This is a genomic window from Agarivorans sp. JK6, assembly GCF_045277145.1.
In the GTDB taxonomy this organism is placed as follows: domain Bacteria; phylum Pseudomonadota; class Gammaproteobacteria; order Enterobacterales; family Celerinatantimonadaceae; genus Agarivorans; species Agarivorans albus.
The window spans coordinates 2011811-2036434 of the sequence record NZ_CP113525.1 but is presented as its reverse complement, the minus strand read 5'-3'; the positions used below and the strand labels follow the sequence as shown (position 1 = coordinate 2036434).

The 24624-nt window shown below is 44.3% G+C and carries 18 protein-coding genes; 9 read left to right on the top strand and 9 right to left on the bottom strand.

The window, feature by feature from the left end; translation table 11 throughout:
* Positions 1–280: 280 nt before the first annotated feature.
* The gene (locus OV592_RS09575) at positions 281–1000 is read right to left on the bottom strand and encodes a FadR/GntR family transcriptional regulator (protein ID WP_221077367.1); all 720 of its coding nucleotides are present in this window, start codon (positions 998–1000) and stop codon (positions 281–283) included.
* Positions 1001–1476: 476 nt separating this feature from the next.
* Between OV592_RS09575 and OV592_RS09570 the strand changes: the two genes are divergently transcribed.
* The 7 genes from OV592_RS09570 (at position 1477) to dmeF (ending at position 12720) form a co-directional block, all read left to right on the top strand.
* Complete coding sequence (locus OV592_RS09570; RefSeq protein WP_406611221.1) at positions 1477–3252, top strand: sodium:solute symporter family protein; 1776 nt, start codon at positions 1477–1479, stop codon at positions 3250–3252.
* A gap of 917 nt (positions 3253–4169) precedes the next feature.
* Complete coding sequence (locus OV592_RS09565) at positions 4170–5435, top strand: TolC family protein (protein WP_406611220.1); 1266 nt, start codon at positions 4170–4172, stop codon at positions 5433–5435.
* A 12-nt stretch (positions 5436–5447) separates the two neighbouring features.
* Entirely contained in the window at positions 5448–7241 is a 1794-nt protein-coding gene (locus OV592_RS09560; RefSeq protein WP_406611219.1) for an efflux RND transporter periplasmic adaptor subunit, read from the top strand.
* Positions 7241–10363, top strand: coding sequence for an efflux RND transporter permease subunit (locus OV592_RS09555; protein ID WP_406611218.1), 3123 nt, complete (start codon positions 7241–7243; stop codon positions 10361–10363). The genes OV592_RS09560 and OV592_RS09555 overlap by 1 nt, the downstream gene beginning before the upstream one ends.
* A gap of 19 nt (positions 10364–10382) precedes the next feature.
* Positions 10383–10922, top strand: coding sequence for a copper resistance protein CopA (locus OV592_RS09550; RefSeq protein WP_406611217.1), 540 nt, complete (start codon positions 10383–10385; stop codon positions 10920–10922).
* A 73-nt stretch (positions 10923–10995) separates the two neighbouring features.
* The gene (locus OV592_RS09545; RefSeq protein ID WP_406611216.1) at positions 10996–11640 is read left to right on the top strand and encodes a cytochrome b/b6 domain-containing protein; all 645 of its coding nucleotides are present in this window, start codon (positions 10996–10998) and stop codon (positions 11638–11640) included.
* Between the two features lie 162 nt (positions 11641–11802).
* On the top strand, positions 11803–12720 hold the full coding sequence (dmeF, locus tag OV592_RS09540; RefSeq protein ID WP_406611215.1) for a CDF family Co(II)/Ni(II) efflux transporter DmeF: 918 nt from the start codon (positions 11803–11805) through the stop codon (positions 12718–12720).
* Positions 12721–12945: 225 nt separating this feature from the next.
* On the opposite strand, the gene OV592_RS09535 is transcribed toward dmeF, so the two are convergent.
* The 5 genes from OV592_RS09535 to OV592_RS09515 all read right to left on the bottom strand — a co-directional run bounded on the left by OV592_RS09535 (position 12946) and on the right by OV592_RS09515 (position 18365).
* Complete coding sequence (locus OV592_RS09535) at positions 12946–13647, bottom strand: exonuclease domain-containing protein (protein ID WP_406611214.1); 702 nt, start codon at positions 13645–13647, stop codon at positions 12946–12948.
* An 8-nt stretch (positions 13648–13655) separates the two neighbouring features.
* Positions 13656–15521 (bottom strand): putative nucleotidyltransferase substrate binding domain-containing protein, encoded by a 1866-nt coding sequence (locus OV592_RS09530; protein WP_406611213.1) that lies wholly within the window; start codon positions 15519–15521, stop codon positions 13656–13658.
* A 114-nt stretch (positions 15522–15635) separates the two neighbouring features.
* On the bottom strand, positions 15636–15965 hold the full coding sequence (locus OV592_RS09525) for a luciferase family protein (RefSeq protein WP_406611422.1): 330 nt from the start codon (positions 15963–15965) through the stop codon (positions 15636–15638).
* Positions 15966–16001: 36 nt separating this feature from the next.
* The gene (locus OV592_RS09520; RefSeq protein ID WP_406611212.1) at positions 16002–17042 is read right to left on the bottom strand and encodes a bifunctional transcriptional activator/DNA repair enzyme AdaA; all 1041 of its coding nucleotides are present in this window, start codon (positions 17040–17042) and stop codon (positions 16002–16004) included.
* 408 nt (positions 17043–17450) lie between these two features.
* Positions 17451–18365: a dienelactone hydrolase family protein gene (locus OV592_RS09515; protein WP_406611211.1), complete on the bottom strand. Its 915-nt coding sequence runs from the start codon at positions 18363–18365 to the stop codon at positions 17451–17453.
* A gap of 522 nt (positions 18366–18887) precedes the next feature.
* Here OV592_RS09515 and OV592_RS09510 point away from each other — a divergent pair.
* Positions 18888–19817 (top strand): polysaccharide lyase family 7 protein, encoded by a 930-nt coding sequence (locus OV592_RS09510; RefSeq protein WP_406611210.1) that lies wholly within the window; start codon positions 18888–18890, stop codon positions 19815–19817.
* An 83-nt stretch (positions 19818–19900) separates the two neighbouring features.
* On the opposite strand, the gene OV592_RS09505 is transcribed toward OV592_RS09510, so the two are convergent.
* Positions 19901–20923: a hypothetical protein gene (locus OV592_RS09505; protein ID WP_406611209.1), complete on the bottom strand. Its 1023-nt coding sequence runs from the start codon at positions 20921–20923 to the stop codon at positions 19901–19903.
* A gap of 156 nt (positions 20924–21079) precedes the next feature.
* The gene (locus tag OV592_RS09500) at positions 21080–21595 is read right to left on the bottom strand and encodes a GNAT family N-acetyltransferase (RefSeq protein ID WP_406611208.1); all 516 of its coding nucleotides are present in this window, start codon (positions 21593–21595) and stop codon (positions 21080–21082) included.
* A 150-nt stretch (positions 21596–21745) separates the two neighbouring features.
* Between OV592_RS09500 and mepA the strand changes: the two genes are divergently transcribed.
* The gene (mepA, locus tag OV592_RS09495; protein ID WP_406611207.1) at positions 21746–22585 is read left to right on the top strand and encodes a penicillin-insensitive murein endopeptidase; all 840 of its coding nucleotides are present in this window, start codon (positions 21746–21748) and stop codon (positions 22583–22585) included.
* A 73-nt stretch (positions 22586–22658) separates the two neighbouring features.
* Here the strand turns inward: mepA and OV592_RS09490 are convergent, their stop codons facing one another.
* Positions 22659–24407: a family 31 carbohydrate-binding protein gene (locus OV592_RS09490; RefSeq protein ID WP_406611206.1), complete on the bottom strand. Its 1749-nt coding sequence runs from the start codon at positions 24405–24407 to the stop codon at positions 22659–22661.
* Between the last annotated feature and the right edge of the window lie 217 nt (positions 24408–24624).

Below are 24624 nucleotides of genomic sequence, written 5' to 3'. Positions count from 1 at the left end.
TTGAAAATAAGACCAAAGCATTAAATATTTCATTAATTCAAAAGCTTACAGATAAAAATGGTGGGATAACAAAAACAGCCAAAGATGAAGTCTAATTTGCGGCGTACCTGACCAAAAATGTTGTCGCAGTGAATGTTAGTATCGAAGGAAGTTCTCGTAACTAGAATTAGGTTTTTAACTCTACTTTCTAATAAAAATAGAACTATTTTGTAATACATGAAATTTATCGATAGGCACAAAAAAACCTCGCACTGCGAGGCTTTTTTTATATTTTTAGACCTTAAGCTACATTTTCTTCTGGCAATCGGTGGTTGCTGTTATTAAGCAATGCCAAGTTTGCTTCGCGGGCCTTTTCCGGGTCGCCAGCCATAATTGCTTGGTAAATAGCAGTATGCTCTGACATACAAGTTCCGCCTTCTTTAGAAGAATGCTGGAAAAACCCAATGAACATTACCTGCAATACATTAGCAAAAGGAATATAAAAGCTGTTGCCAGTGGCTAAGTATACTGTGCGGTGAAACTGCAGATCTGTTTCTACCCATTCACTTTGGTCTTCACTCTTGGCGATTTCAACCATACGCTGATAATACTCAGACAATTTCATCCGCTGTTCAGCACTGGCATTAATAGCAGCTAACGCAGCAGCTTCTGGCTCTATAGCACGACGCAAGGCTAAAAACTCAGTGAGTGTATCGCTTGTTTCGCCCACACCAGACATCCAACTTAACAGTTGAGAATCTAACATATTCCAATGTTCACGACTTTTAACTCGTGTACCAATTTTGGGGCGAGATTCCAGCAAGCCTTTAGAGCTTAAGTGCTTAATTGCTTCACGCAAAGCAGTTCTGCTTACGCCGAATTGTTCACACAATTCCATCTCCGAAGGAATAATACTGTCTTGAGGAAGCGCGCCAGACAAAATACTTTTGGCAATCTCCCTTGCTACTTGTAAGTGTAAACTGCGCGAAGCGCCTTCAATCATTGCAAATTCGTTAGCCATAGGTGTCCTTTTTACTATCCTATGAATTCATCCATTCATATTAATTTAGTGCAGCAATTTCGATGCTGCCCGACTAATGTATGCCTACGTTAACAGATTTAAAAATTTACACTACCCGAATAACGATAGTGTTTTGATATTACTGTACTTTTTTCAATACACCCTAGGCTAAAAACAGCCAAAAACTGTCGCCAATTACCGACACTTGACTATTTATCGAACAATAAATGTATTACAAATTGTGAGGTGGCTTGCAGCCACCAAATTAGTATTTTGTTACATTTCGTTTATTCGAAATCCCCTCCCCTAATATTCGAATTATCATTTGAGAGTAATTTGATGGGATCCAGATAACGTTTTCAACTGGATTACATATAAAAGTGAGATCGGAATCGCAGTTAGACCTATATGTCATACAATAATGCCATAGTGCTTGTTAAGGTAAGCGCATCTACTATGGAAGAGGAATAACAGAAATGGATTTAAACGTCCTGATTGTACTCATTTACTTTTGCTTTTTGATCGCCATTGGCTGGATGTTCAGAACATTTACCAATAATACCAGCGACTACTTTCGTGGGGGCGGTAAAATGCTCTGGTGGATGGTAGGTGCAACCGCCTTTATGACCCAATTTAGCGCTTGGACTTTTACCGGCGCAGCAGGTAAAGCCTATAACGACGGTCTTGCCGTTGCCATTATCTTCGTAGCCAATGCCTTTGGTTACTTCATGAACTACGCCTACTTCGCGCCTAAGTTCCGCCAACTGCGCGTAGTAACGGTAATCCAAGCTATTCGCATGCGTTTTGGTAAATATAACGAGCAAGTATTTACTTGGTCGGGTATGCCTAACAGTGTGGTATCTGCGGGTATCTGGTTAAACGGCTTAGCCATTATAGCTTCTGGTATTTTTGGTTTTGATATGACCTGGACCATTATATTAACCGGTCTTGTCGTTCTAATTATGTCTGTTACCGGTGGCTCTTGGGCTGTTATTGCATCCGACTTTATGCAAATGGTTGTGATTATGGCAGTAACCGTAACCTGTTGTATTGTTGCCATTATTCACTCTGGTGGCGTTGGTAATATTCTAGATGAGTTCCCTCGTGACTTTGTTATCGGTGACAACCTTAACTACGTAAGCATCTTAACTATTTGGGCATTCTTCATCTTTGTTAAGCAGTTTAGCATTACCAATAACATGCTTAACTCTTACCGCTACCTTGCGGCTAAAGATTCAAAGAACGCTAAAAAAGCTGCATTGCTAGCTTGTTGTTTAATGACCTTAGGTCCTGTTATTTGGTTTATTCCACCATGGTTCTTAGCCGGTCAAGGCGTTGACTTAGCCGCTATGCACCCAGAAATGGGCAGTAAAGCCGCTGATGCCGCTTACCTAGCCTTTGTTGAACTATACATGCCAGCCGGTATGGTGGGTCTACTTATTGCCGCAATGTTTGCTGCCACCATGAGCTCTATGGACTCAGGCCTAAACCGTAACTCTGGTATCTTTGTTAAAAACTTCTATGAACCAGTACTACGCCCACATGCTTCAGAAAAAGAACTAGTAGCAGTATCTAAAATCACCTCTACGGTATTTGGTATTCTTATTATTCTCTTCGCCCTATTCATTAACTCATTAAAAGGTTTGAGTTTATTTGATGCGATGATGTTTGCTGGTGCGATGCTAGGTTTCCCAATGACGATTCCTGCTTTCCTAGGCTTCTTTATCAAGAAAACGCCTGACTGGGCTGGCTGGGGTACCTTACTGGTTGGTGCTGGTGTGTCTTACATCGTAGGTTTTGTAATCGGACCGCAGCATATTCAAGACATCTTCGGTTTAGAACAAGAGCTTACTAACCGCGAATGGAAAGATCTTAAAGTAGCAATTGCCCTAATCGGTCACATTACTTTAACTGGCGGCTTCTTTGTAATGTCTCAACTGTTCTACAAAGGTTTGAGTGAAGAGCGTTCAAAAGACGTAGATAAATTCTTCAACAACTTGCACACGCCATTAGTTAACGAATCTGCCGAACAAGAAGTGTTAGATAACAAACAACGTAGTATGTTAGGCAAATTAATCGCAGCAGCGGGTGCCTTTGTAATGTTGTTAGTTGTTCTTCCAAACAGCCTTGGTGACCGTTTAGTGTTCATCCTTTGTGGTGCCATTATTCTTGCGGTGGGTGTACTGCTTATTAAAGCAAACACCAGCAATAAGAAGCCACCTCTTAGCCAAGCTGTAGAAACCGAGTCTTAGTAAGACCTGTAGCAACAAGGAACTGACCATTCCTTCTTTTGCAGTGTTTAGGGTGTTGGCCTAAACACTGCCTTTTTGCTTTTAGCCTCCAACAAAAACAACAGGCTTTAAGCCCTCCTCTTTTAGGTAGATAAACAAAAAAGCTAAGCACAAAGTGCTTAGCTTTTTATTTGTAACAATTACCTTTACTCGAAACTAAATTACCTGCTGCACGCCAACACTATTGTCGATAGACAAAGGAGTTTGGTCATTTTGGCTTAAATGAACCATTCTAAGTTTGTAACCCAACTTATTGATGCCCCATAGTGAGTTAGTGTTGTTCACCAGAAATTTGGGTTTTGGCTATTTCTAGTAGAATCTAGTATGAGACTCCATCAGCAATTAAACCGGCTGCCCTTATCAAGTTTGACTCGTTAGAACGCATGTTCTCTGAAGTAGATTATTAAGACTTGTTTTTAAACTAATTTCTCGATGATGCTAAAAATGCTTGCGGTAATCTTCGGTTTTGACTTACCATCGCGATGATATGAAAGCTTTATTTTTGATCTTTGTGTTTTGCTTACAAATGGTATCCGGCGTTTCTAGCGCTTCGGAGCATTCTTCGCATGCGCAAAAACATAGTGCTGATCAAGAAATAATGCACATGACTATGGATTGCCATAATGATGGCAATATTCCTGACAATGAGAATAAATTTAAGCTGGATGACTTATGTAAGTTAGATTGTCAGTTGTCATTGTGTGCTGCAACGCCTGCATTCATATCTTCCAGCCTACACTTCATACCGCAGCCACAAAGTGCAGCGACCAGTTTTTACACTTTTAATCTCCACCCGTCTTTACAGGAACTACCCTTCAGACCCCCTCTTACTGTTTGATTTAGTTAACTATTTTTTAAATCAACAGTAAGGAAGAAACATGTTTATTCCCTCTTGCAAAGAGGTTGTGCTTGTCGTTGCGCTATCGACAAGTGCCACGGCGATAGCCGACCCTTTAAATATTGAACGTGCAGTAGAGCTAGCGCTTAGTAGCGATCCCTCTGAGAATTTATATGCTCAGCGACAACAACAAATTTCTGCCATGGGTGTGCAGAGTGGTCAGCTAAAGGACCCTATGATCAGGTTAGGTCTCGCGAACCTACCCACTGATAGCTTCAAATTTGACCAAGACCCTATGACTCAGCTGAGTGTTGGGCTTGCCCAAGAGTTTAGCCGAGGCAATACCCGTGAGCTAAGCGGCCAGCGTTACCAAATATTGGAGCAGCAAACTGGCTATCAAGCTGCTGAGCGTCGCTTGGAACTTAGCCAGCAAATCCGACAAATGTGGTTAAGTGTGCGTTTCGCTAATACGGCACAACATCTTTTAGCCGAAAACAAGCAATTGTTCGCTCGCAATGTTGAGCACGTGCGTGGCCAGTTTGAATTGGGCTACAAGCAAAGCCAAGACCTGTTCCAAGCAGAGCTACAACTAAGTAAGTTTGATGAGCAGATTGCTGCCTTTTCCCAGCAAGAACAAGCCTATCGAGGACAGTTAGCAACGTGGCTTGGCGCTCAGGCTTACCAACCATTTGATAGCGCACTTCCGCAATGGGATGCCACCGCTAATTATGCAGAGCAAGCCAATACCGAACACTACACACTGCTGTCGCAGCACCCTCTGGTGTTGGTGAAACAAGCCGCCATTGACGAGGCTGAAAAACAAATCGAAATCGCCAATGAGGCTTACAAGCCCGCCTTTAAAGTTGAAGTTGGATATGGCCATCGAAACAGTCGTGATATGGATGGTAGTGCTCGTCCAGATTTGGTTTCTGGTTTTTTGTCTATGGACGTCCCATTGTTCACCGATAAACGTCAAGACCAGGCGGTTATTTCAGCTACACGTGGCAAGGGGGTGAAGCAAGCGGAACGCGACCTAGTGCTAAAAAACATGAATGGTAGGCTCAATGGTCAGGTTGCACAGGTACAAAATCTTAAACTGCGCTTAGCTCGCTATCAGCAAACTTTGTTGCCACAAGCCCAAGCTAATACCCAAGCCGCTATCCAAGGTTATCAATCTAATACAGTGAGCTTTGATCTGGTGGTCAAGGCTTTCATGGATGAAACCGCCTTACAGCTGGAATTTGAACAGCTGCAAACCCAGCAATACCAATCCCTTGCTCAAGTTCGTTATTTTCAGGCCCTGTAGGAGTAGAACCGAATGAATAAATTTGTATTAAGCAGTCTATTTCTAGCCCTTGGCTTGGGCGGAGGTTACTTCGCAAATAGTTTGATACAGCACCAGTATAGTGCGGGTAGCCACGCTGACCTCAATACCTCGGGAGAAGCTGAGCCACTTTACTGGGTAGCACCAATGGACCCTAACTATCGCCGTGACAAGCCGGGTAAATCACCAATGGGGATGGACCTCATTCCCGTTTTTGAGGAGAGTCAATCTGCTAGCCAACCCGGCTTAGTCACTATCGACCCGAGTGTTGAGAATAACCTAGGAGTGAGAACTGCCAAGGTTGAGCTGAACAGTTTCGCCACGGCCATTGAAACCGTGGGCACACTAAACCTGAACGAAAATACCCAGTGGCAACTTAATAGCAGGGTTGCTGGTTGGGTTGAAAAGCTGGCGGTAAAAGCAGAGGGCGAGCGTGTTGATGCAGGCCAATACCTTATGTCTATTTACTCTCCGGAGTTGGTTAAGGCCCAAGATGACTTACTCAATGCCCTGAACATGGGTAATAAGCGTTTGATTGAGTCAGCTAAGACTCGACTCAATGTACTGGGCATGTCAGCTCAGCAAGTTAAGCGCGTGACCAATAAGCGTCGTAGCGAGCAGCTAATTGAACTATATGCCCCTAGCTCAGCTTACATCACTAAGCTTGGTGTTAGGGAAGGCGCTTACATTACCCCCACTACCACGCTAGTTGATGCCGGAGCCTTGGACAGCATTTGGTTAATCGGTGAATTATTCGAGTCGCAAGCAGGCTTAGTGGCGCAGGGTGACCGAGTAGAAATGCGTGTGGATAGCTACCCCGGACAAACCTGGCAAGGTCAAATTGACTACATCTATCCCAACCTTGACCCGCAAACTCGCACCCTGCGTGTTCGCATGGAGTTTGCCAATGACAACGAGCGGCTCAAACCAAATATGTATGCTCGAGTCAGTGTCTCCTCGGCACAAGCGAGCCAAGTATTAACCATTCCTAGCGAAGCGGTGATTAGAGGCGGCCGCTTTGATCGCGTAGTAATGAAACGAGGCGCAGGAAAGTATCAAAGCGTACGAGTTGAAGTAGGTCGCGAAAGCCAGGGGCAAGTGGAAATACTTGAAGGCTTGATGAGTGGTGACACTATCGTGACCAGTGCCCAATTTATGTTGGATTCTGAATCTAGCTTGAGCGCTGATTTCAGTCGCATTGGCCCCCCAGATCGGCTTACCGAGTCGGTAGTGGCAAGTGGTGTGGTAATGGCGGTAAAAGACGGAACCCTCACTATTGCCCATGAACCCGTACCTGAGTGGGAATGGCCAGGTATGGTGATGGACTTTCCATTGGAACAGGCTGAAATTACCGAGCAGATCGTGCCGGGAAGAGAACTCAAATTTACCATTAACAAACAAGACAATCAGTTTCCCATTTCCAAGCTTGTTCCAGGTGACTTGAATCCTGATGCATTGAAGCAATCAGCGATGGGTCATGACCACAGCAGTATGGATCACAGCTCCATGGACCACTCTCAAATGGACCACGGCAGTATGGATCACAGCACCATGGACCACTCTCAAATGGACCATAGCAGTATGGATCACAGCACGATGGACCATTCTCAAATGGACCACGGCAATATGGAACACAGCACGATGGACCATTCTCAAATGGATCACAGCAACATGGACCATTCACAGATGGGGCATCGTCCACAGCAAAATGCGGATATCGATACAAGCACCTTAGTGGATGAAGATTTGGATTGGCTGGATTTTGATGATGAAGAGGGAGAGCAGTAATGATCCCTAGTATTATTCGTTGGTCGATACACAATCGTTTTTTAGTCTTGGTCTCGACGCTCGCTATTTTGGTCTACGGCGGTTTCGCCATCAAAAATACGCCCGTCGACGCCATCCCGGACTTGTCAGATGTGCAGGTCATCATTAAGACCTCGTATCCAGGCCAAGCTCCACAGGTGGTTGAAGATCAGGTTACCTATCCCTTGACCACCGCCATGTTATCAGTACCGGGTGCGCAGACCGTGCGTGGCTACTCCTTCTTTGGTGATTCCTATGTCTACATCATTTTTGAAGATGGTACCGATATTTACTGGGCACGTTCGCGGGTACTAGAGTACTTATCGCAAGTCGCACCTAATTTGCCGGCAGCAGCAAAGCCCGCGCTAGGGCCTGATGCTACTGGGGTTGGCTGGGTATTTAGCTATGCCTTGGTCGATCGCACCGGTCAGCATGACCTTAGTCAGTTACGAAGTATTCAGGATTGGTTCTTGAAATACGAGCTGCAAACGGTTGCTGGTGTCAGTGAGGTAGCAACGGTCGGTGGAATGGTGAAGCAGTATCAGATAAGCATCGATCCCGATCGCTTGCGTGCCTACCAACTGAGCCTGCCGCAGCTAAAGAATGCGATTTCCCAAGGGAACCAAGAGACCGGCGCTAGCGTGATTGAAATGGGTGAAGCCGAGTACATGGTACGCAGTAGTGGCTACATCAGCTCAGTCGAAGACTTGCAACAATTACCATTAAAGCTCAACCCACAAGGTACCCCCTTGCTACTGGGTGATGTTGCCGATATTCAAATAGGGCCACAGATGCGCCGAGGGCTCTCAGAGCTTGATGGCGAGGGCGAAGTGGTCGGTGGCGTAGTGGTGATGCGCTACGGGGAAAATGCCCAACAGGTCATTGCAGCTGTTAAAGACAAGCTAGACAGTTTGAGCACTTCACTGCCCGATGGCGTAGAAATTGTCACCACCTATGACCGCTCTGGCTTGATTGAACGTGCTGTAGAAAACCTCAAAGACAAATTGATTGAAGAGTTTGTTGTAGTGGTCTTAGTGTGTGCGGCCTTCCTGTTCCATATCCGCAGCTCACTGGTGGTATTGGTTAGTTTGCCCGTGGGGATCATTATCGCCTTCATCGTGATGAGTTGGCAGGGCATCAACGCCAACATCATGTCGTTGGGAGGCATCGCCATCGCCATTGGCGCGATGGTTGATGGAGCCATCGTAATGATTGAAAACGTGCACAAGCACATGGAGAAAACCGAGCTTACGGATGCCAACAGGTGGGAAGTGATTGGCAAAGCGGCTTCAGAGGTGGGACCAGCTTTGTTCTTCTCCTTGCTAATCATTACCTTCAGCTTCGTGCCAGTCTTTGCCTTGCATGGCCAAGAAGGCAAGATGTTCTCGCCCTTGGCCTACACCAAGACCTACGCCATGGCTGCGGCCGCTGGCTTGGCTATTACGCTAGTGCCGGTACTAATGGGTTACTTCATACGCGGTAAGGTGATAGCCGAGCATAAGAACCCTTTGAATCGGCTTCTGATTGCCAGCTATAAGCCACTCCTCAACCTCGGCTTGAAAGCGCCAGTACTGGTGCTGCTTATCGCTGTCGGCCTTATCGGTGTGGGCTTATACCCTGTCAACAAGATTGGCAGTGAGTTTATCCCGCCATTGGACGAGGGTGACTTGATGTATATGCCAACCACCTATCCTGGGGTAAGCATTGGTAAAGCGCGAGAGGTCTTGCAGCAAACCAATAAGCTGATTAAGACAGTGCCAGAAGTAGAACGAGTATGGGGCAAAGTAGGCCGTGCTGAAACGGCCACCGACCCAGCTCCTCTCACCATGATTGAAACCTTTATTACGCTTAAGCCCCGTGAGCAATGGCGTGAGGGCATGACCACCGACAAGCTACGCCAAGAGCTTGATAAACTGGTGAACTTTCCAGGCTTGACCAATGCCTGGGTTATGCCGATTAAAACCCGTATCGATATGCTTGCGACTGGGATCAAAACGCCTATTGGCATCAAAATATCAGGGGAAGACCTCAGTGTAATAGAAACCATTGGTAAAGACATTGAAGATATCCTTGGCCAAGTTCCTGGCACCGCCTCTGCATACGCTGAGCGTGTTGCAGGTGGACGCTATGTGAAAGTAGATATCGACCGAATTGCAACTGCTCGCTATGGCCTCAACATCGCCGATGTGCAAGCCGTTGTTTCTACAGCCATTGGCGGGATGAATGTGTCTGAGACAGTGGAAGGCTTAGAGCGTTACCCAATCAACTTACGCTATCCCCAGCGTTACCGCGACAGCGTAGAGCAACTAAAACTATTACCAGTGGTCACGCCAAGTGGACTGCGATTGACCCTTGGTGATGTGGCAGCGGTTTACGTTGAAGACGGGCCTCCGATGATTAAGACCGAAAACGCACGCCCTAATGGCTGGATCTTCGTTGATATTGAAGGCCGTGACTTAGGCAGTTACGTACAAGATGCTAAGCAGTACGTGCAAGAGCATCTAACTCTGCCAGCGGGCTATTCAGTCAGTTGGTCAGGGCAATATGAATACATGGAACGCGCAGAAGCCACCTTGAAAGTGGTGGTACCGGCAACACTCGCCATCATCATGTTGCTGTTGTACATGGCCTTTAGGCGAGTGGGTGAAGTGCTACTAATCCTAGGCACCTTGCCCTTAGCGATGATTGGCGGCGTTTGGCTCATGTACCTATTGGGTTACAACTTCTCCATCGCCGTTGGCGTGGGTTTCATCGCTCTAGCGGGGGTAGCTGTAGAAATTGGCGTCATCATGCTGATTTACCTTAATCAATCACTTGAAGAGACCTTGTCCAAAAACAGCATTATTACCAAGCAACAATTACGCATAGCCATTGTTGAAGGCGCTGGTTTGCGCGTACGACCGGTGATGATGACCGTAGCCACGGTGATCATAGGCCTGATTCCGATTATGTATGGTGAAGGCACCGGCTCCGAAGTTATGCAAAGAATTGCTGCACCGATGATCGGCGGTATGGCCTCAGCGGTGGTATTAACCCTGCTAGTGCTGCCCTCAGTTTATTACTTATGGAAGCGCGTATCTCTGCGCAAACTAATTAACGAATAACAATTAAGGAATATTTATTATGAAAAAACTAGCTTCAATATTTGTCGCATCCATCCTTACGCTTGTGAGCGTTACAGCCAATGCCCACAGTGAACACTGTAAAGACACCAAGCTTGGCTCGGTTATGGAGGACATGAAATCTGAGCTTAAAGCCTACGTTGATGCATTCAAAGGTGATGATAAGACAGCTATGCAGCAACATGCAGCACAACTGATTATTAATGCTAAAGAAGCCAAGCAACTGATCCCACTGAAATTGCAAGATAACGAACATCACATGGCTGAGCATGATGATCATATGGCAGAGATGGCTAACGTAGACCACTCGGATATGAACCATTCAAGTATGGATCACGGTAACATGCCAGATATGGAAGGTATGGACCACAATACCCATATGGCACATATGAGCTATATGAAAGGTATGGATGAACTGTTGGTGTTATTTGGCCAACTACAACAAATTGATGACAAGAAACTCGTCAAAAACACCCTAATCGCAGTGAAGAAGCACAGCAAACGAAGTCATAAAGAATTTCGATTGAGTTGTGATAAATAGCTATTTATTGGCCGTCATAAATTAGCGGCCTCGCGAGACTCCTAATGCGCCTAAAACAAAGAGTGAGAGGGTGATGATGAATGCTAAACAAAAAGTTTTGGTGTGGGACAGGTTTATTCGTTTTTATCACTGGCTGCAATTAGCTCTGCTAGTCGGCTTGTGGTTAAGTATGAAGTACGATGAAGTTGATTTGCACATGCAGCTAGGTTTGGCACTCTTGGCTTTGCTTCTGGTTCGTTTCATCTGGGGCTACTTTGGTAGTGAAACCGCGCTGTTTAAGTCACTACAACTTCATCCTAAAGGTGCACTCGATGAACTTAAACAAGAATTGGGCGGCTCAGAAAGAATACATATTGGCCACTCTTACCTCGGTTCTTATATGGTGCTAGCTTTATGGATACTGCTGTTAATACAACTTCTATCAGGCTTGTTTAATTCTGATGACATTCTCTCTGATGGACCCTTATATGCCTATGTGGGCGAAGAATACTACGAATGGTTTAAAGCCCTCCATTCAAGTAACGTCGATTACTTATTTGCGCTTATCGCAATTCACATACTGGCGATTGGATACTTTTGCTTAAGGAAGCGTGGTTACTTGAGAGCTATGTTCAGTGGTTATAAGAATAAAGATATTGCAAGCAAACCTAACATCAAGCCTGGGCTTTGGCCGATATTGGCAGCTAGTCTGCTGATAGCATTGACCTTAGTTTTCTAAATCGTAAACAACTACTGAATGAAAAGACCTTGAGCGTGACTCAAATTAGCTGTTTTTTTGATCTAACTTATCATATAGATAAATTGGGTTTGCGAGAATAAGAGTGAGAACAGTTACTATTTTTTATTAGAATTCTTACTTACAGGGATGGTAAATAAGTTTATGGATCACCAACATCAAGCCGCTTTTGATATTAGCAGCCAAGCTCACCAACACGATTTTTCTCACCACACCAATCAAGGTGAACAGCGCACATTAATTGTATTAACGCTTACTGCCATTACCATGATAGTTGAAATTGTTGCTGGAACTTGGTTTGGCTCCATGGCTTTGCTTGCTGATGGATGGCACATGGGGACTCACCTTGCTGCATTCGCGATAACTATCTTCGTTTATCGATATGCTCGCAAGCACGTAAATAACCCCAAGTTCAGCTTTGGTACCGGAAAAGTCAGCTCGCTTGGAGGTTTTGCCAGTGCAATTGCTTTAGCGGTAGTTTCTCTTCTCATGATAATTGAGTCGATTACTCGCTTCTTCGAACCACAAGCGATTGCCTTTAATCAAGCGATTTTAGTTGCTGTTATTGGCTTGTTAGTTAACTTAGTAAGTGCTTGGATTCTCAAAGATGATCACCATCATCACCATGACGAAGAACACAGCCACTCTCACCAAGATCACAATCTACGCGCAGCATATATGCACGTACTAGCCGACGCACTAACATCATTACTCGCTATATTCGCTCTGCTCGCTGGCAAATACGCAGGGCTTAATTGGTTAGACCCAGTAATGGGTATTGTGGGAGCTCTAGTTATAAGTAAATGGGCTTGGGGCTTAATATCATTAACAAGTAGCCACTTACTCGACCAACAGTGTCAAACCACCGAGAACCGTGTGCGTGAAGCTTTGAAAGACGAAGAGATAGAAATCACAGATTTGCATGTTTGGCACCTCGGAGAGAAGTCACTTAGCGCTGTAATCTCAATAAGTAGCGAAGCACCTCGTTCGTTGATAGCCTATAAGCAGCTGTTACAACATATTCCCAAGCTGAGACATGTAAGTATCGAAGTTCATAAGTAGTACTCAAAGTTTTACTTTAAAAAAAGCCATAGAGTCGCTTATTTTAACCGAGTGCTAACTCGTTATTGTCCCAAAAACGCGTCAAATACTGTTCAAAGCTTATTGTCGCTTCCTTACTTTTAAGAGAGTGACAACATCAAGAATGATCAAGCTTTAGCTTTGTAATGCAGATGAGGTGACCAATGGGGCAGCCATTTACTGTGAAACCGTATTCCGGCAGCTAACTTAGTTCTTAACCAAAGCACTTATCACTTGCGGGGTTTGCGCATAAACACGTTTGCTTTGAGCAAGTAATAATTCCGCGGTGGCTACTGCGTCTGCCAGTGCATTATGCCCAGGGTATTCTGGTAGCCCATAGCGTTTACGTACTGCTGCTAAACGGTAATCTCCGGTTTTTTGACGATTTACATTCGCGAGTAAAGACTTTTCGATGCTTAAGGTATCAATCCATAACACTGGGAAGTGGTTATCTTGATAACGCTGCTGCAGATACGCTTCTATAAATTGTTGCTCCACGCAGCGACCATGAACCAATAAAACTTTGTTGTGCATAGCTTTGAATAGCTTATCCATTGCCGCATCTAGGCTAATGCCCTGCTCTAACATCTCTGGCACTATTTGATTAATAACGGCGGTTTCGGCTTTTACCTGGGTGCCGCTATTTACGAAATAATGCTCTGCATCCTGCACGTTGATCCGCAGGTTTTTCATTGGCACAAAACCAATGCTTAAGATTTGATCTGTGCTGGGGTCTAAACCAGTGGTTTCTATATCAAAGGCTAAAAACTCTAGGTCTTTTATTAGCTCATTTTCTTTAGGTAGTTCAGACTTTAGAAGCTCAACGAGCTGCTTTGGTAACTGTGTAGAAGCTAAAGCCTTACTGCGCTGTTTAGTCAGTTTTTCAATGGGTTTAAAACGCTTAAACATAGCTAAAATTACTTCTCACTAAAACGCAGCTTGGCTGCATCTTGCAGATTACCAATAATTCTAAAGGCATCTTTTAAGTGTTCTCGCTCAAAGTTACCAAAACTTTTAGGTGCGATGTAGTTGTCGGGCTGTTGCCCTTCTTTTAAGGCTTTTAGTTGATGGCGAAAACGTAACTGGGTAATAAAGCGGTAAGCACCTAATACATCTTTAAGGGCATCATCACTCAAAATATGTTGCTTGGCTGCTTGGTTAAAGCGTTGCTCGGTGCCAGTGTCATCGCAGTTTACTGCCAAGCCATAAATTCGGCCTAAATCGACAATAAGTAACAAAGCGTACTTTTTAATATCGAGCATTTCGCTGTGTTCACCACCTTTTTCTAGAACCAAATTATTAAAGATACCCAGCGGTGGGTTAACCGAAACCGAGTCTGTCACTAAGGAATTTAAAAAGGTTTTATTGTTATTTAGCAAACTGTACAAATACTGCTGCAATTGCTCAGACAAGCTGCCATCACCATGAATACAACGCACTTCCATAAATACCGTAGCGTTAAGTAGCATGCTGTATTCTGGGTTAGAAACCCACTTACGGTAATACTCTTTCCACACATTAATTGGCTGACACCACTTAGGCGTAGCTGCCATAAATTTGCCGTTACACAATGGGTAACCACAGCTATCCATCGCATTGCACACGTACATGGCTAAGTGAGTAAAGTAGATTTTGTCTGATTTACTCACGCCTTCTGGCAAAATAATTGCGCTGTCTTGATCAGAGAGCATGTGCACTTCGTTTCGGGCATGCGAGCCAGCAACCACCCAACTATACGCACAAGGCGGCTTACCAAGCTTTTGCTCAGCCATTTGAATAAGCCGGCGATTGTAAGCATCCATAATCATCGCCATTACGCGGCCGATTACTTCCACCCTTACTTTGCCTTCCACTAAAGCTTCAAAAATAGCTTGTCGCTCGGGAGTGAGCTTAGCTAGACCTTCTATGCTTTCGGTGTATTTGATCTTTTCAATAAGGAAAATGGCTTGTACCCGATGCTTTTGCACTAGGTGCGAGGTAGTAAGCAAGCCAAGTACCTGGTTGTTTTCAACTACCGGTAAACTGCGAATATTGTGCTCCATCATTAACGAAGCAGCAGTAAGAATAAGATCGTTAGGTTTGGTGGTAATGGCTGGTGTTGTCATCACCTCGCTGATAGGACAGCTTATGTCGTAGCCCTCTGCAATTACTCGCTTGGTCATATCTCGGTCGGTAATTAAGCCACTAATCACCCCATTTTGTTTGATTACAGCAGTTGATGAACGGCATTGCTCGCGCATTTCTTTAGCCACCGCTTGAATAGACATGTCACCAGTAACAACTGCCACGGTACCGCTAGCAACTTCAGAGACTTTTTTGAAAAACAAACCTTTTTCATTGTCTGACCACACCACATTAAGCGCCGACTGCAAGCGCACTCGCGCTTTTGAAGCAAAGCTATCCGCATATTCTGGATGCTCTTCTAGTAACTGAGTGAGTTGGTTGTGTGGCACCATGTATAACAAGGTGTTTTCTATCGCCGTAGCACTGTAACCGTCTAATGCATCTTTAAGTGGCGCTAAAAAAGTAAAACCAAATAAATCTTCCTCACCTAACTTTGAGCGTAAAACACCATTGGGTTTACGCTGCTCCATTGCGCCAGTGCGAATAATGTACAAAAAACACTCTTGCTTATCACTACCAAAGCTGATTTTTTCGCCACGCGCCAAATAGGTAATTTGCACCGACTCCCCTATTTGACGCTGCAATTTAGGTGGCAACAAATTAAAGGGATAAATTTGCGAGAGGAACTCAATAATATTTGGCAGTAGGGTTTGCGGCATGGTGACAACCTATAATCAGCAATAGTAGTATTATATTGCTATTTTGCGGGAATACTATGAGCTAACTTCAATATGTCGAGATATTAACCGCTTATAACTCACGGCCTAGAGCAACTATAGCTGAGATATTGCCAGCTTCACCAAGTCCTTTATCTTTTCTAGATCTTGCGAATCACTTAATGCTAGCTCTATCCATGCAGATCCTGCACTGCGTTTGGGATGGACAAGCGAGCGAACCGGCCGTACCAAACCCAACTTAGCAATAGTGTTTTTGCCTAGCTTTAGATCAAGTTCACCAGATTGATGAAAATGAGCAAACTCACATTCTTTATAGCGAAAGCCATAAAAGCCGCCTTTATCATTTGGCCAAAACACGCTGTTCACGCCTTGTTGAGCTTCTAACCAAAGGTGTAACTGTTGTTTTAAGCTCGATTGTTCCGTGATAAAGCGCCCCTCCTTCTACCGGTAAAACAACAAGATTTAGCGATTCGCCTGCTCATGTTTTAACAGCCAATCTTTGCGGTGAATTCCCCCACCATAACCGGTTAATTGACCATTCGCGCCAACTACCCGATGACAGGGAATAATGATACTAATGCGATTTTGCCCATTTGCCGATGCCACTGCTCGCACGGCATTGGGAATTTGAAGATATTCGGCTTGCTGGCCGTAACTGCGCGTTTCGGCGTAAGGAATATCCATTAAGCCTTGCCAAACTTTTTGTCTAAACTCGGTGCTTGGGGTGTCTAGCGCCACGTCAAACTGTTTGCGGCTTCCCGCAAAATACTCTGCAATTTCCTGTTGAACTTGGTCTAAGTGCGGATTATCTCCTGGCAAAATCACCGCTTTTAATCGCTTGGTAAGATCGGCAAACTCGGTTTCTAGCATGCGTCTATCGGTAAACTCCAATAAACAAAGCCCTTTATCAGTGGCGCAGGCATACATTGGCCCAATGGGCGTGGTGAAACGAACAATGTTGATAACTGCTTTGTTTTGTTCACTAGGCGCTCCGCCAAATACTTTTTTATAGCTGTCGTTAAAGCCACTCAAAGATTCATAACCGCTATCAAAGGCGCTATTGCTTACACTATCGCCTTGCTGAATTTGGCTAAAAGCTGAGTTAATCCGCAACATCCGCTGGTACGCGTGAAAGGTAATGCCATGATGTTTCTTAAACCAACGGCGCACTTGCGCGGGATCTAAGCCTCGCTCACGCAAGTCACCATCTTGAATTCGCGTGAAATTGTCTTGTTGAAGGTTGTCCAATAACTGCTTAATACCTAAAGGTGCAGCATCCAGCGGCTGCATCGGTTTACACACCTTGCATGCGCGATAACCGTGCTGTAATGCTTCTTGCACGGTGTCGTAGAAAACCACATTTTCAATTTTAGGTTTACGGGCCCTGCAGCTAGGCCGACAAAAAATGCCGGTGGTTTTAACCGCGGTATAAAAGACGCCTTCATACTGAGCATCTTTGCGACTCATAGCTTGATACTTTTGCTGAAAACTTAGTGCTTTCATAAACTTTTCACTACATAGAACAGACTTGGAACTACATTAGCAAGTTTGCTGAGCAGCGCTACCGAAAACTGAACAAGTATTTTTAGCTAAAGAATAGGGCTAGCTTCACTTGGTGAAAACTAACCCTAAACACTGGCAAGATTACTAGGGCCTGTTGAACTTTGCTGATGGTTTTTGCAGCAATTTATTAGCCATTTAGGCAAGGCAGTGAGTGTGCAGTTAAGTGGGCTTAATAATCACTCGCTAACGCTGAATAAATGGCTAAGAAATGCTGCCCAAAGGGTTCGGATAAGCGAACTTTACTCTTTGTTAAGCACTTCTTGCTTAGCCCACTAGGCTTCTAAGTGCTCGTCGCGATTAAAGCCCGCTTATCTCGAACAAAATTTCAACACCAAAGATCAACAGACCCTAGACTAAATGCTGCTCAAAAAATGCAATAGTTCTGTTCCACGCCAGTTCTGCATTCTCTTCATCATAGCGGCCAGTAGAGTCATTATGGAAACCATGGTTAGCTTTTGAGTACATGTGCATTTCAAAATCAACCTTGTTGGCCAATAGGTCTTGCTCATACTCTGGCCACGTTGCGTTAACCCGCTTATCAAGTTCTGCTAATTGAATTTGTAATGGTGCTTTGATGTTGGCTCTAAGCTCCTTGGCCGCCGGCGTCCCATAAAATGGCACTCCAGCGTCAAGCTCGCTACCCATTCGTGCTGCGAGCATATTTACTACATAACCTCCAAAGCAAAAGCCCACCGCGCCAAGTTTACCGTTGCTTGCATCATGTTTTTTTAGAAACTGAGCAGCAGCTAAAAAGTCCTGTTCAATTTTGCTGCGGTCTAATGACTTCTGCATGCTGCGCCCTTCATCATCATTCCCTGGGTATCCACCTAAGCTGTATAACGCGTCCGGGGCAAAGGCTATAAAACCTTGTTTAGCTAAACGCCTTGCTACGTCTTTCACATAAGGATTAAGCCCTCGGTTTTCGTGAATAACCAATACTACGGGTGCTTTGTCCTCTAAATTTGCGGGCATAACAAGATACCCTCTACCCTCACCGTAACCTTGGGGAGAAGCAAAAGTTGCGAAGCTTGCTTTAATATCAGGATCGTTAAACGACACTTGTTCAGCCAGCGCGTAATTAGGAAGTAAAGCCGACGATAACACCGCCATTGAAAAGCCAACTGCCGCCAACTTAGACAAACGAGCTAAAAAAGTTCGGCGGTCAATAAGTCCGTGTGCATATTCGTCATACCAATCAAATGCTTCTTGAGGAATAGAATAGGTTTGTTGAGTTGGTAGCGCTTCCGTTTTCGATGAATCCATATCTAGCTCCTTACCTTTACCTTAATGAATGACTTTAGACCAAATAAATTGTCTTGAACTCACTTGGCTGAGTTTTTCAGCCCTTAATTAGCCGCATGAGCATAATCAGTAAACTTCATGGTCTAAACCCATGACAATACTGAAAATGTCTTAATTGCTATATAGTTAGTAACCCACCTAGCCACTCCACACAAGTAATATTCCTCACTTGCATAGCTCTCTTAGTTCACCTCTGTTCGTTCACCATTGGCTCTCTCATTGCGGTATACAACAGTGAACTTCAAGGGGACTTACAGGCTCAGCTTATAAAAACGGCATAGTGCCAATTTAAGATCAGCGCTATTTTTATCGCCTATCTACAAGCTTATTACTTTGTAGCCGCCCACATTTAAGAACTTAAAATCGGGGCTAATCCAGTTTGATGTCTCAAATAATTAACGCGCTAATTGACCTTCTTTTTTTGAGAAGCATCATGAACATATTGTAGTACAATAACTCAAAATGTAAGCTATAGGTAAGCGAATGAAAATAAAAACTCTTGTTGTTATGATGCTTGGCGCGCTAAGCACCAGCCTATCTGCGGCCACGACTACGCCAGCAGAAGTATTAGATCTATCTTGTTGGAAAGTAACCTTACCAGTGTCTTTGGACAATGGTGACCGCCCTACAGAGTTTAGCGAGAAAGAGATTGCTAAAGGCGCAATGCATGAAGATTACTTTTACGTAAACGAAGCCAAAGATGGTTTGGTTTTTCGCTCACCGATTCAAGGTATTAAAACCTCTAAAAATACCAAGTATGTTCGCTCAGAACTTCGTGAAATGATGCGCTGTGGTGATACTAGCCATAAAACAAAAGGCGTTAATGGCAACAACTGGGTATTTAGTCATAACGAGTCGGCTGAGTCATTAAAAAATGCGGCGGGTGTAGACGGTAACTTAAAAGCGACCTTATCTGTCGATCACGTCACCTCTACCGGTGAAATTTGGCAACAAGGTCGAGTAATTATTGGCCAAATTCATGCCCCAGATGATGAGCCAGTTAAAATCTACTACCGCAAACTGCCTAACCATGAAACGGGTTCGGTATGGATTAGTCATGAGCCAAACGGTGGAGACGACATAATTTTTCCAATGATTGGTCCAACTAAGCCAAATTACTGGAAGCAAAAAGATAAAGATATTCCAAAGTCATACAATGATGGTATCGCCTTAGGTGAAAAATTCTCCTACGAGATTGATATTAATGGCTCTGACATGACGGTAACGATTAGCCGCGAAGGAAAAGCTGACGTTGTACAAAAGGTTGATATGCAGAACTCAGGCTACGGCTTGAAAGATCAGTGGATGTATTTTAAAGCTGGTGTTTATAACCAAAACCGTTCTGGCAACCCAGAAGACTATGTTCAAGCAACCTTCTACAGCTTAGATGTAAGCCACGGCTCTGCTAAGTAGTGACGAACTAACCAAAACTAAAAACGCGTTGAAACAAGCTTCAACGCGTTTTTTGTACCACCTAAACAGCCCACCTTTTGTCACTAAAAGCGTTTACCAACGCTAAAGCGGAATAGATCAGCATCATCTTGGTGACCCTTTCGATCAATCACTCGGCTAATGCTTACACCCAAATAGCCATCTTCAAAAAATGACCAGCTAGGATAATAGTTAGCCCCAAAGCTAATAATTCCTTTTAAGTCGTAGGCACTAGTATGCTCAACTTTATCAAGCACAAAATACCCTCCACCGCCCATTCGTCCTTCGAAACGCTTGCCTAAAGGAATCACCTTCCATAGCTGGGTTGAAATACCGCTGCGGTCGGTGGCGCCGTTGTAGCCCCCTTCGTCGATGTATCCTAGCGATAAAGCTAAATTATTATGAAAGCGTTTTGCCAAATCAAAGCTGTATCCAACCTTTGTTTCTGGGCCACCATGATTAATTTTAGTATTGATAATCGACACCCAAGCATCATCAAACCATTGGTAACGTGTTTCCTTACGCTGATAATCAGAGTTATCAATATCCCAGCCCACTCCAATCAACAGCGAGTTGCCATTAGGTCGTGCAGCCATAAGGTAGCTATTTAATTGCAAACGTAAGTGAGCGCTTTCACTAAAGCGTTTTAAAGGATAGATAAACGCTAGAGTGCTCATCGCACCTAGGCGTTTTTCGTTTAACTCCAATCCCGTTTCATCAATAGTGGTGTCAAATGACATGTACGGCCCAGCGCCAAGCTCTAAACGAAACCAGTCCGTTGGAAAGTATACATAAGTGGCATGTACGGAAAAACCATCTCGATGATGATTATAAGGATGCCCTTCGTTGGCATGAATTAAGTCTACACGCCAATTTTTATGAAAGTGCTGAGCAAAACGAATATCAAATGAGCGGAATTGTTGCTTCTTTTGCTCATCGCTTGCGCCATCATCTAAGTGCGTAATACCACTACCGCCAGTAATCGAGAAGTAGCTGTCAGCCTCTGGTTTAAGCAAAGTTTTAGCATGCAGTGTTGGAGAGACAAACACCGCAAGAGCGAATAGAACAGCAATAGAAAGTTTAAACATGAAGACGACCAATAGCAGCTAAAGATTTAAAATACAGCAACTTAGCCTACACTAAAGCTCATTGTTATTGTCGCTAGAATACTGCATATATTAAACTTTGAAGCTTTTTGCTGATTTCGGTAGGTATAAGGGAAAACCGCCAGATCTTAGGCTAAATCAAGATGGAAAATTGTAATGATATATTTGTGTATTGGCATCGCTAGTTGCCTGCAAGCTAAAATCTAATTTAAGCAATAAGCGCTTTGAAGCTTGATTGTCGCCATCCAAACCTGCGACTAAACAGTGGTAAGATGTAAGCTGTTTTGCCCAATCAATAAATCCACTTAACAATTCACTGGCAATGCCTTGTCGCCAGTAAGCCTCTCCCAATAAGTAGCCAATATGAACAGTGCTTTTGCTTTGTTCATGAACAAACAAAAAGCCTATGGGTAGCGCTTGGTCTTTAAACGAAACAGCAAACAGCTGGCTTTCTGAACACACCGTGTTTAACCAGCGCAAAGCGTCCTTTTCATTGTTTATCTGCTGAAAATATGGCGGCAATGCCTCTACAACGGCTGGCCTTAGCAGTTCAACAATACGCGGTAACAAGCCAGCTTCTTGCTTGATAGCATGCTTATAGTAAACCTTGCTCACCTTCAATCGTTCAGTAGTAAAGCTCGATTCAGAACTCACATTCACCGCCCTCATTTTACTATCTATAAATGCTGCCACGCCTTTTGTTATGCATAACGCTTAAGCAGCATACTGTGATTAAATGTAACTGAAACCACTGGCAAAGGCGACTACACTAGCAGGTGGACGCTAAAGGGAGACCCGAAGGGAATGAAGAGTTTATCTGCCACACTGGTGTTACTAGCTTCTTGCTGCACCGCACAAGCCCAATACAATCCGTGGGAACAAGCCACCAGCACCTATCAAGCCCCAGCTGCTGCAATTGGTAGCTACGCCAACGGCTGCCTTGCCGGAGCAAAAGCGCTTCCCTTAGCTGGCGAAGGCTATCAAGTTATTCGCGCCCAACGTCATCGCTTTTATGGCCACCCAAGCCTTATCGCATTCATTAGTGATTACGCCAAACAACTGCGCAGCCAAGGCATTAACAATATTTTGATAGCAGATATGTCGATGCCAAGAGGAGGCCAATTTAACTATGGGCATAGTAGCCACCAAATTGGCTTGGACGTGGACATTTGGTTACGACTAGAAGACGACTTACTGGTAACCAAACAACTAGCCAGCCCTTATGCGGTAAGTGTGGTAGACAAGAAAAATTTGGTCATCAATACAAACACTTGGAAAGACGAGCATAAAACCATGCTAAAAGTCGCTGCTCAAGACGAGCGGGTTGCGCGTATTTTTATTAACCCAATCATTAAACAACAACTGTGTGATGAACGCGAAACTGGTGATGACTGGCTACAAAAAATACGTCCTTGGTGGGGGCATAGCTCTCATATGCACGTGCGTCTAGTTTGCCCAACGGGCGATACACAGTGTAACAATCAAAAGCCAATAGCAAAGGGCCACGGTTGCGATGAACTAAGCTGGTGGAAAGAGCAGCTCGCCAAAACACCTACTTTTAGTAAACCTCGCAAGCCTAAGCCGCTTAAAGAAACGCCCCTATCCTGTGAACCTTTAATCGAAAACCTACAAACCAAGCAATAGATACCAGCCCTCTAATAAAGGTAACACAGCTTATTGCTGTGTTACCTAATCTTACAAAGTGGCCTTAAAACAACTAATTAAAGCTTGCTGTTGCGTCTTCAATAAGTTGCCCAATACTATTGTCTTGTACTTTAAATGTAAGATTGTATTGGGTTCCACGGCTGCCGCTCCATTGATACTCGTAGTAGCCATTCACTAAGCTTGGCACTCTACAATCACCATTTACACACATATAAACAAAGCCTGCAGTCCAACCCTCGTCTTTTCTTACCACTTTAAAACTATTGTCCGTTAAACCAACAATACCAAAGTTTGGTAAGGTACTTGGTACTTCCGGCTCACTAGGCTCCTCTGGTTCAGAAGGTACTTCGGGTTCAACAGGTACTTCCGGTTCAATTGGCTCTTCAGGGTTTGCAGGTTCTTCTGGAAGGTCTGGCGTTTGACTGCCCTTGCTAAACCTTACAGCCGTTTCTGTACTAATAAACTGTCCGCTGGAGTTGTCTTGAACTTTAAATTGTATGTTATAGCTTTGTCCTAGACTCACGTTATCGAACTGCACCTGATAAAAACCATCAACTAAAGTGCCAGGAATACAGTAAGCATCTAAACACAAATAGTTCCATGCTGCCGACCACCCCATGTCTTTGTGATAAACCACTAAACTGTCATCGTCAACGTAACTGATGCCTTGGTCGCCAATTGGTTCTTGCGGATCGGTGGGCTCTTCTGGGTCTGTCGGTTCTTCTGGATCAGTTGGCTCCTCTGGCTCTGTAGGTGTTTCACCATATGCAAGCTTTTCGAATAGTTCGCTAGACTGCAATAACCACGAGCCATCGTTTATCTGTTGAGTGAAGCTTTGCTCTATCTCATTGTTGGCTTGTACTCGGCTATCTCCCCAGTAACCTTCTCCGTAGCCATCACCAAAATCACCCCAACGGGTTTGGTTGTCCCAATCAGCATTAATATAGGTAATCGCTTTAACGTCATATTGTTCGATAAAGTTAAAGAACGGTGTGAACCACTCTTGCCAAATTTGTTGGGCAGTCTTATTTTGGCGATTAGTTCCTTGTGCTGGATCACTCGAGTAGTTTAAGTCTGCTATTTGATAGCGTTGTGGGCTAGATTCATTGATAAACAAAGGCTTCCCTTTAGCTTTAGCAAAGTTAGCCGCTTCATTTACTGCATCCCAGTTACAATCTTGAGGAGCAAAATACGATAAGCCGATCCAGTCAACGTATTGGTTACCCGGATACCAGCTCTCCAACTGACCTCGTGGGTTAGGACAATAAGAAGCCACCTGCCAAACCATGGCTATTTTGTTCGCAATGCCCATCTCTTGAATACGTCCATGTACATATTGCCAAGAGCGGATTAAGTCTGCTTGGTTATGACCGTTCCATGGACCATCAACCTCATAGGCCCAACGTAAATAAACGGGCCGGTCGTAAGATGCCAAGGTTTCTAGCAAATTAGTAATATTGTCGTTGTAAGTGCCATTTGCCACCGCGCTTACTTGGCCATTCATAGATATGCCCACAACCATAGCGCGATCAGGGTACAAACTGGCTAACTCATCTAAGTTGTTGCGTCCTGCGCCAGCGTCGGCATTTCCATGCAAACCATCTAAGGAAGCTATGCCTACATAACCGGTAACACCGCCCGCATTAATACTGGTGTCATTATGCATTTGATTAATGCTATCTACGTCTTGACCAACAGTGAATAAACGCCCATCACTAGGCTCGAAGACTGCGGAATGCCCAAGCATAGGCATGCTTAAGCCGATTGCTAAAGCGAGTGTATTTAATTGTGGTTTAGTCATTTCTATTTCCCTATGTTTACCGTTTAATCACGGATTGTGTATATCGCAGATACTAAAAAGCCCATCGAACAATCAATGTCTAATGCCTTAGTGATAGCGATGAAGCGGTGAGCAGCAAAGCAGCCCACCTGCGTTAAATTAAAGAGATCGTAAGAACTGCATAACATGCTGTTGCTCGGCCACAGCGCCTGCCGAATACCCCATCCCCACCAGTACA

Coding starts and splice junctions, on each gene's coding strand:
- OV592_RS09575 (WP_221077367.1), bottom strand. CDS start 1,000: ATGGCTAACGAATTTGCAATGATTGAAGGCGCTTCGCGCAGTTTACAC.
- OV592_RS09570 (WP_406611221.1), top strand. CDS start 1,477: ATGGATTTAAACGTCCTGATTGTACTCATTTACTTTTGCTTTTTGATC.
- OV592_RS09565 (WP_406611220.1), top strand. CDS start 4,170: ATGTTTATTCCCTCTTGCAAAGAGGTTGTGCTTGTCGTTGCGCTATCG.
- OV592_RS09560 (WP_406611219.1), top strand. CDS start 5,448: ATGAATAAATTTGTATTAAGCAGTCTATTTCTAGCCCTTGGCTTGGGC.
- OV592_RS09555 (WP_406611218.1), top strand. CDS start 7,241: ATGATCCCTAGTATTATTCGTTGGTCGATACACAATCGTTTTTTAGTC.
- OV592_RS09550 (WP_406611217.1), top strand. CDS start 10,383: ATGAAAAAACTAGCTTCAATATTTGTCGCATCCATCCTTACGCTTGTG.
- OV592_RS09545 (WP_406611216.1), top strand. CDS start 10,996: ATGATGAATGCTAAACAAAAAGTTTTGGTGTGGGACAGGTTTATTCGT.
- dmeF (WP_406611215.1), top strand. CDS start 11,803: ATGGATCACCAACATCAAGCCGCTTTTGATATTAGCAGCCAAGCTCAC.
- OV592_RS09535 (WP_406611214.1), bottom strand. CDS start 13,647: ATGTTTAAGCGTTTTAAACCCATTGAAAAACTGACTAAACAGCGCAGT.
- OV592_RS09530 (WP_406611213.1), bottom strand. CDS start 15,521: ATGCCGCAAACCCTACTGCCAAATATTATTGAGTTCCTCTCGCAAATT.
- OV592_RS09520 (WP_406611212.1), bottom strand. CDS start 17,042: ATGAAAGCACTAAGTTTTCAGCAAAAGTATCAAGCTATGAGTCGCAAA.
- OV592_RS09515 (WP_406611211.1), bottom strand. CDS start 18,365: ATGGATTCATCGAAAACGGAAGCGCTACCAACTCAACAAACCTATTCT.
- OV592_RS09510 (WP_406611210.1), top strand. CDS start 18,888: ATGAAAATAAAAACTCTTGTTGTTATGATGCTTGGCGCGCTAAGCACC.
- OV592_RS09505 (WP_406611209.1), bottom strand. CDS start 20,923: ATGTTTAAACTTTCTATTGCTGTTCTATTCGCTCTTGCGGTGTTTGTC.
- mepA (WP_406611207.1), top strand. CDS start 21,746: ATGAAGAGTTTATCTGCCACACTGGTGTTACTAGCTTCTTGCTGCACC.
- OV592_RS09490 (WP_406611206.1), bottom strand. CDS start 24,407: ATGACTAAACCACAATTAAATACACTCGCTTTAGCAATCGGCTTAAGC.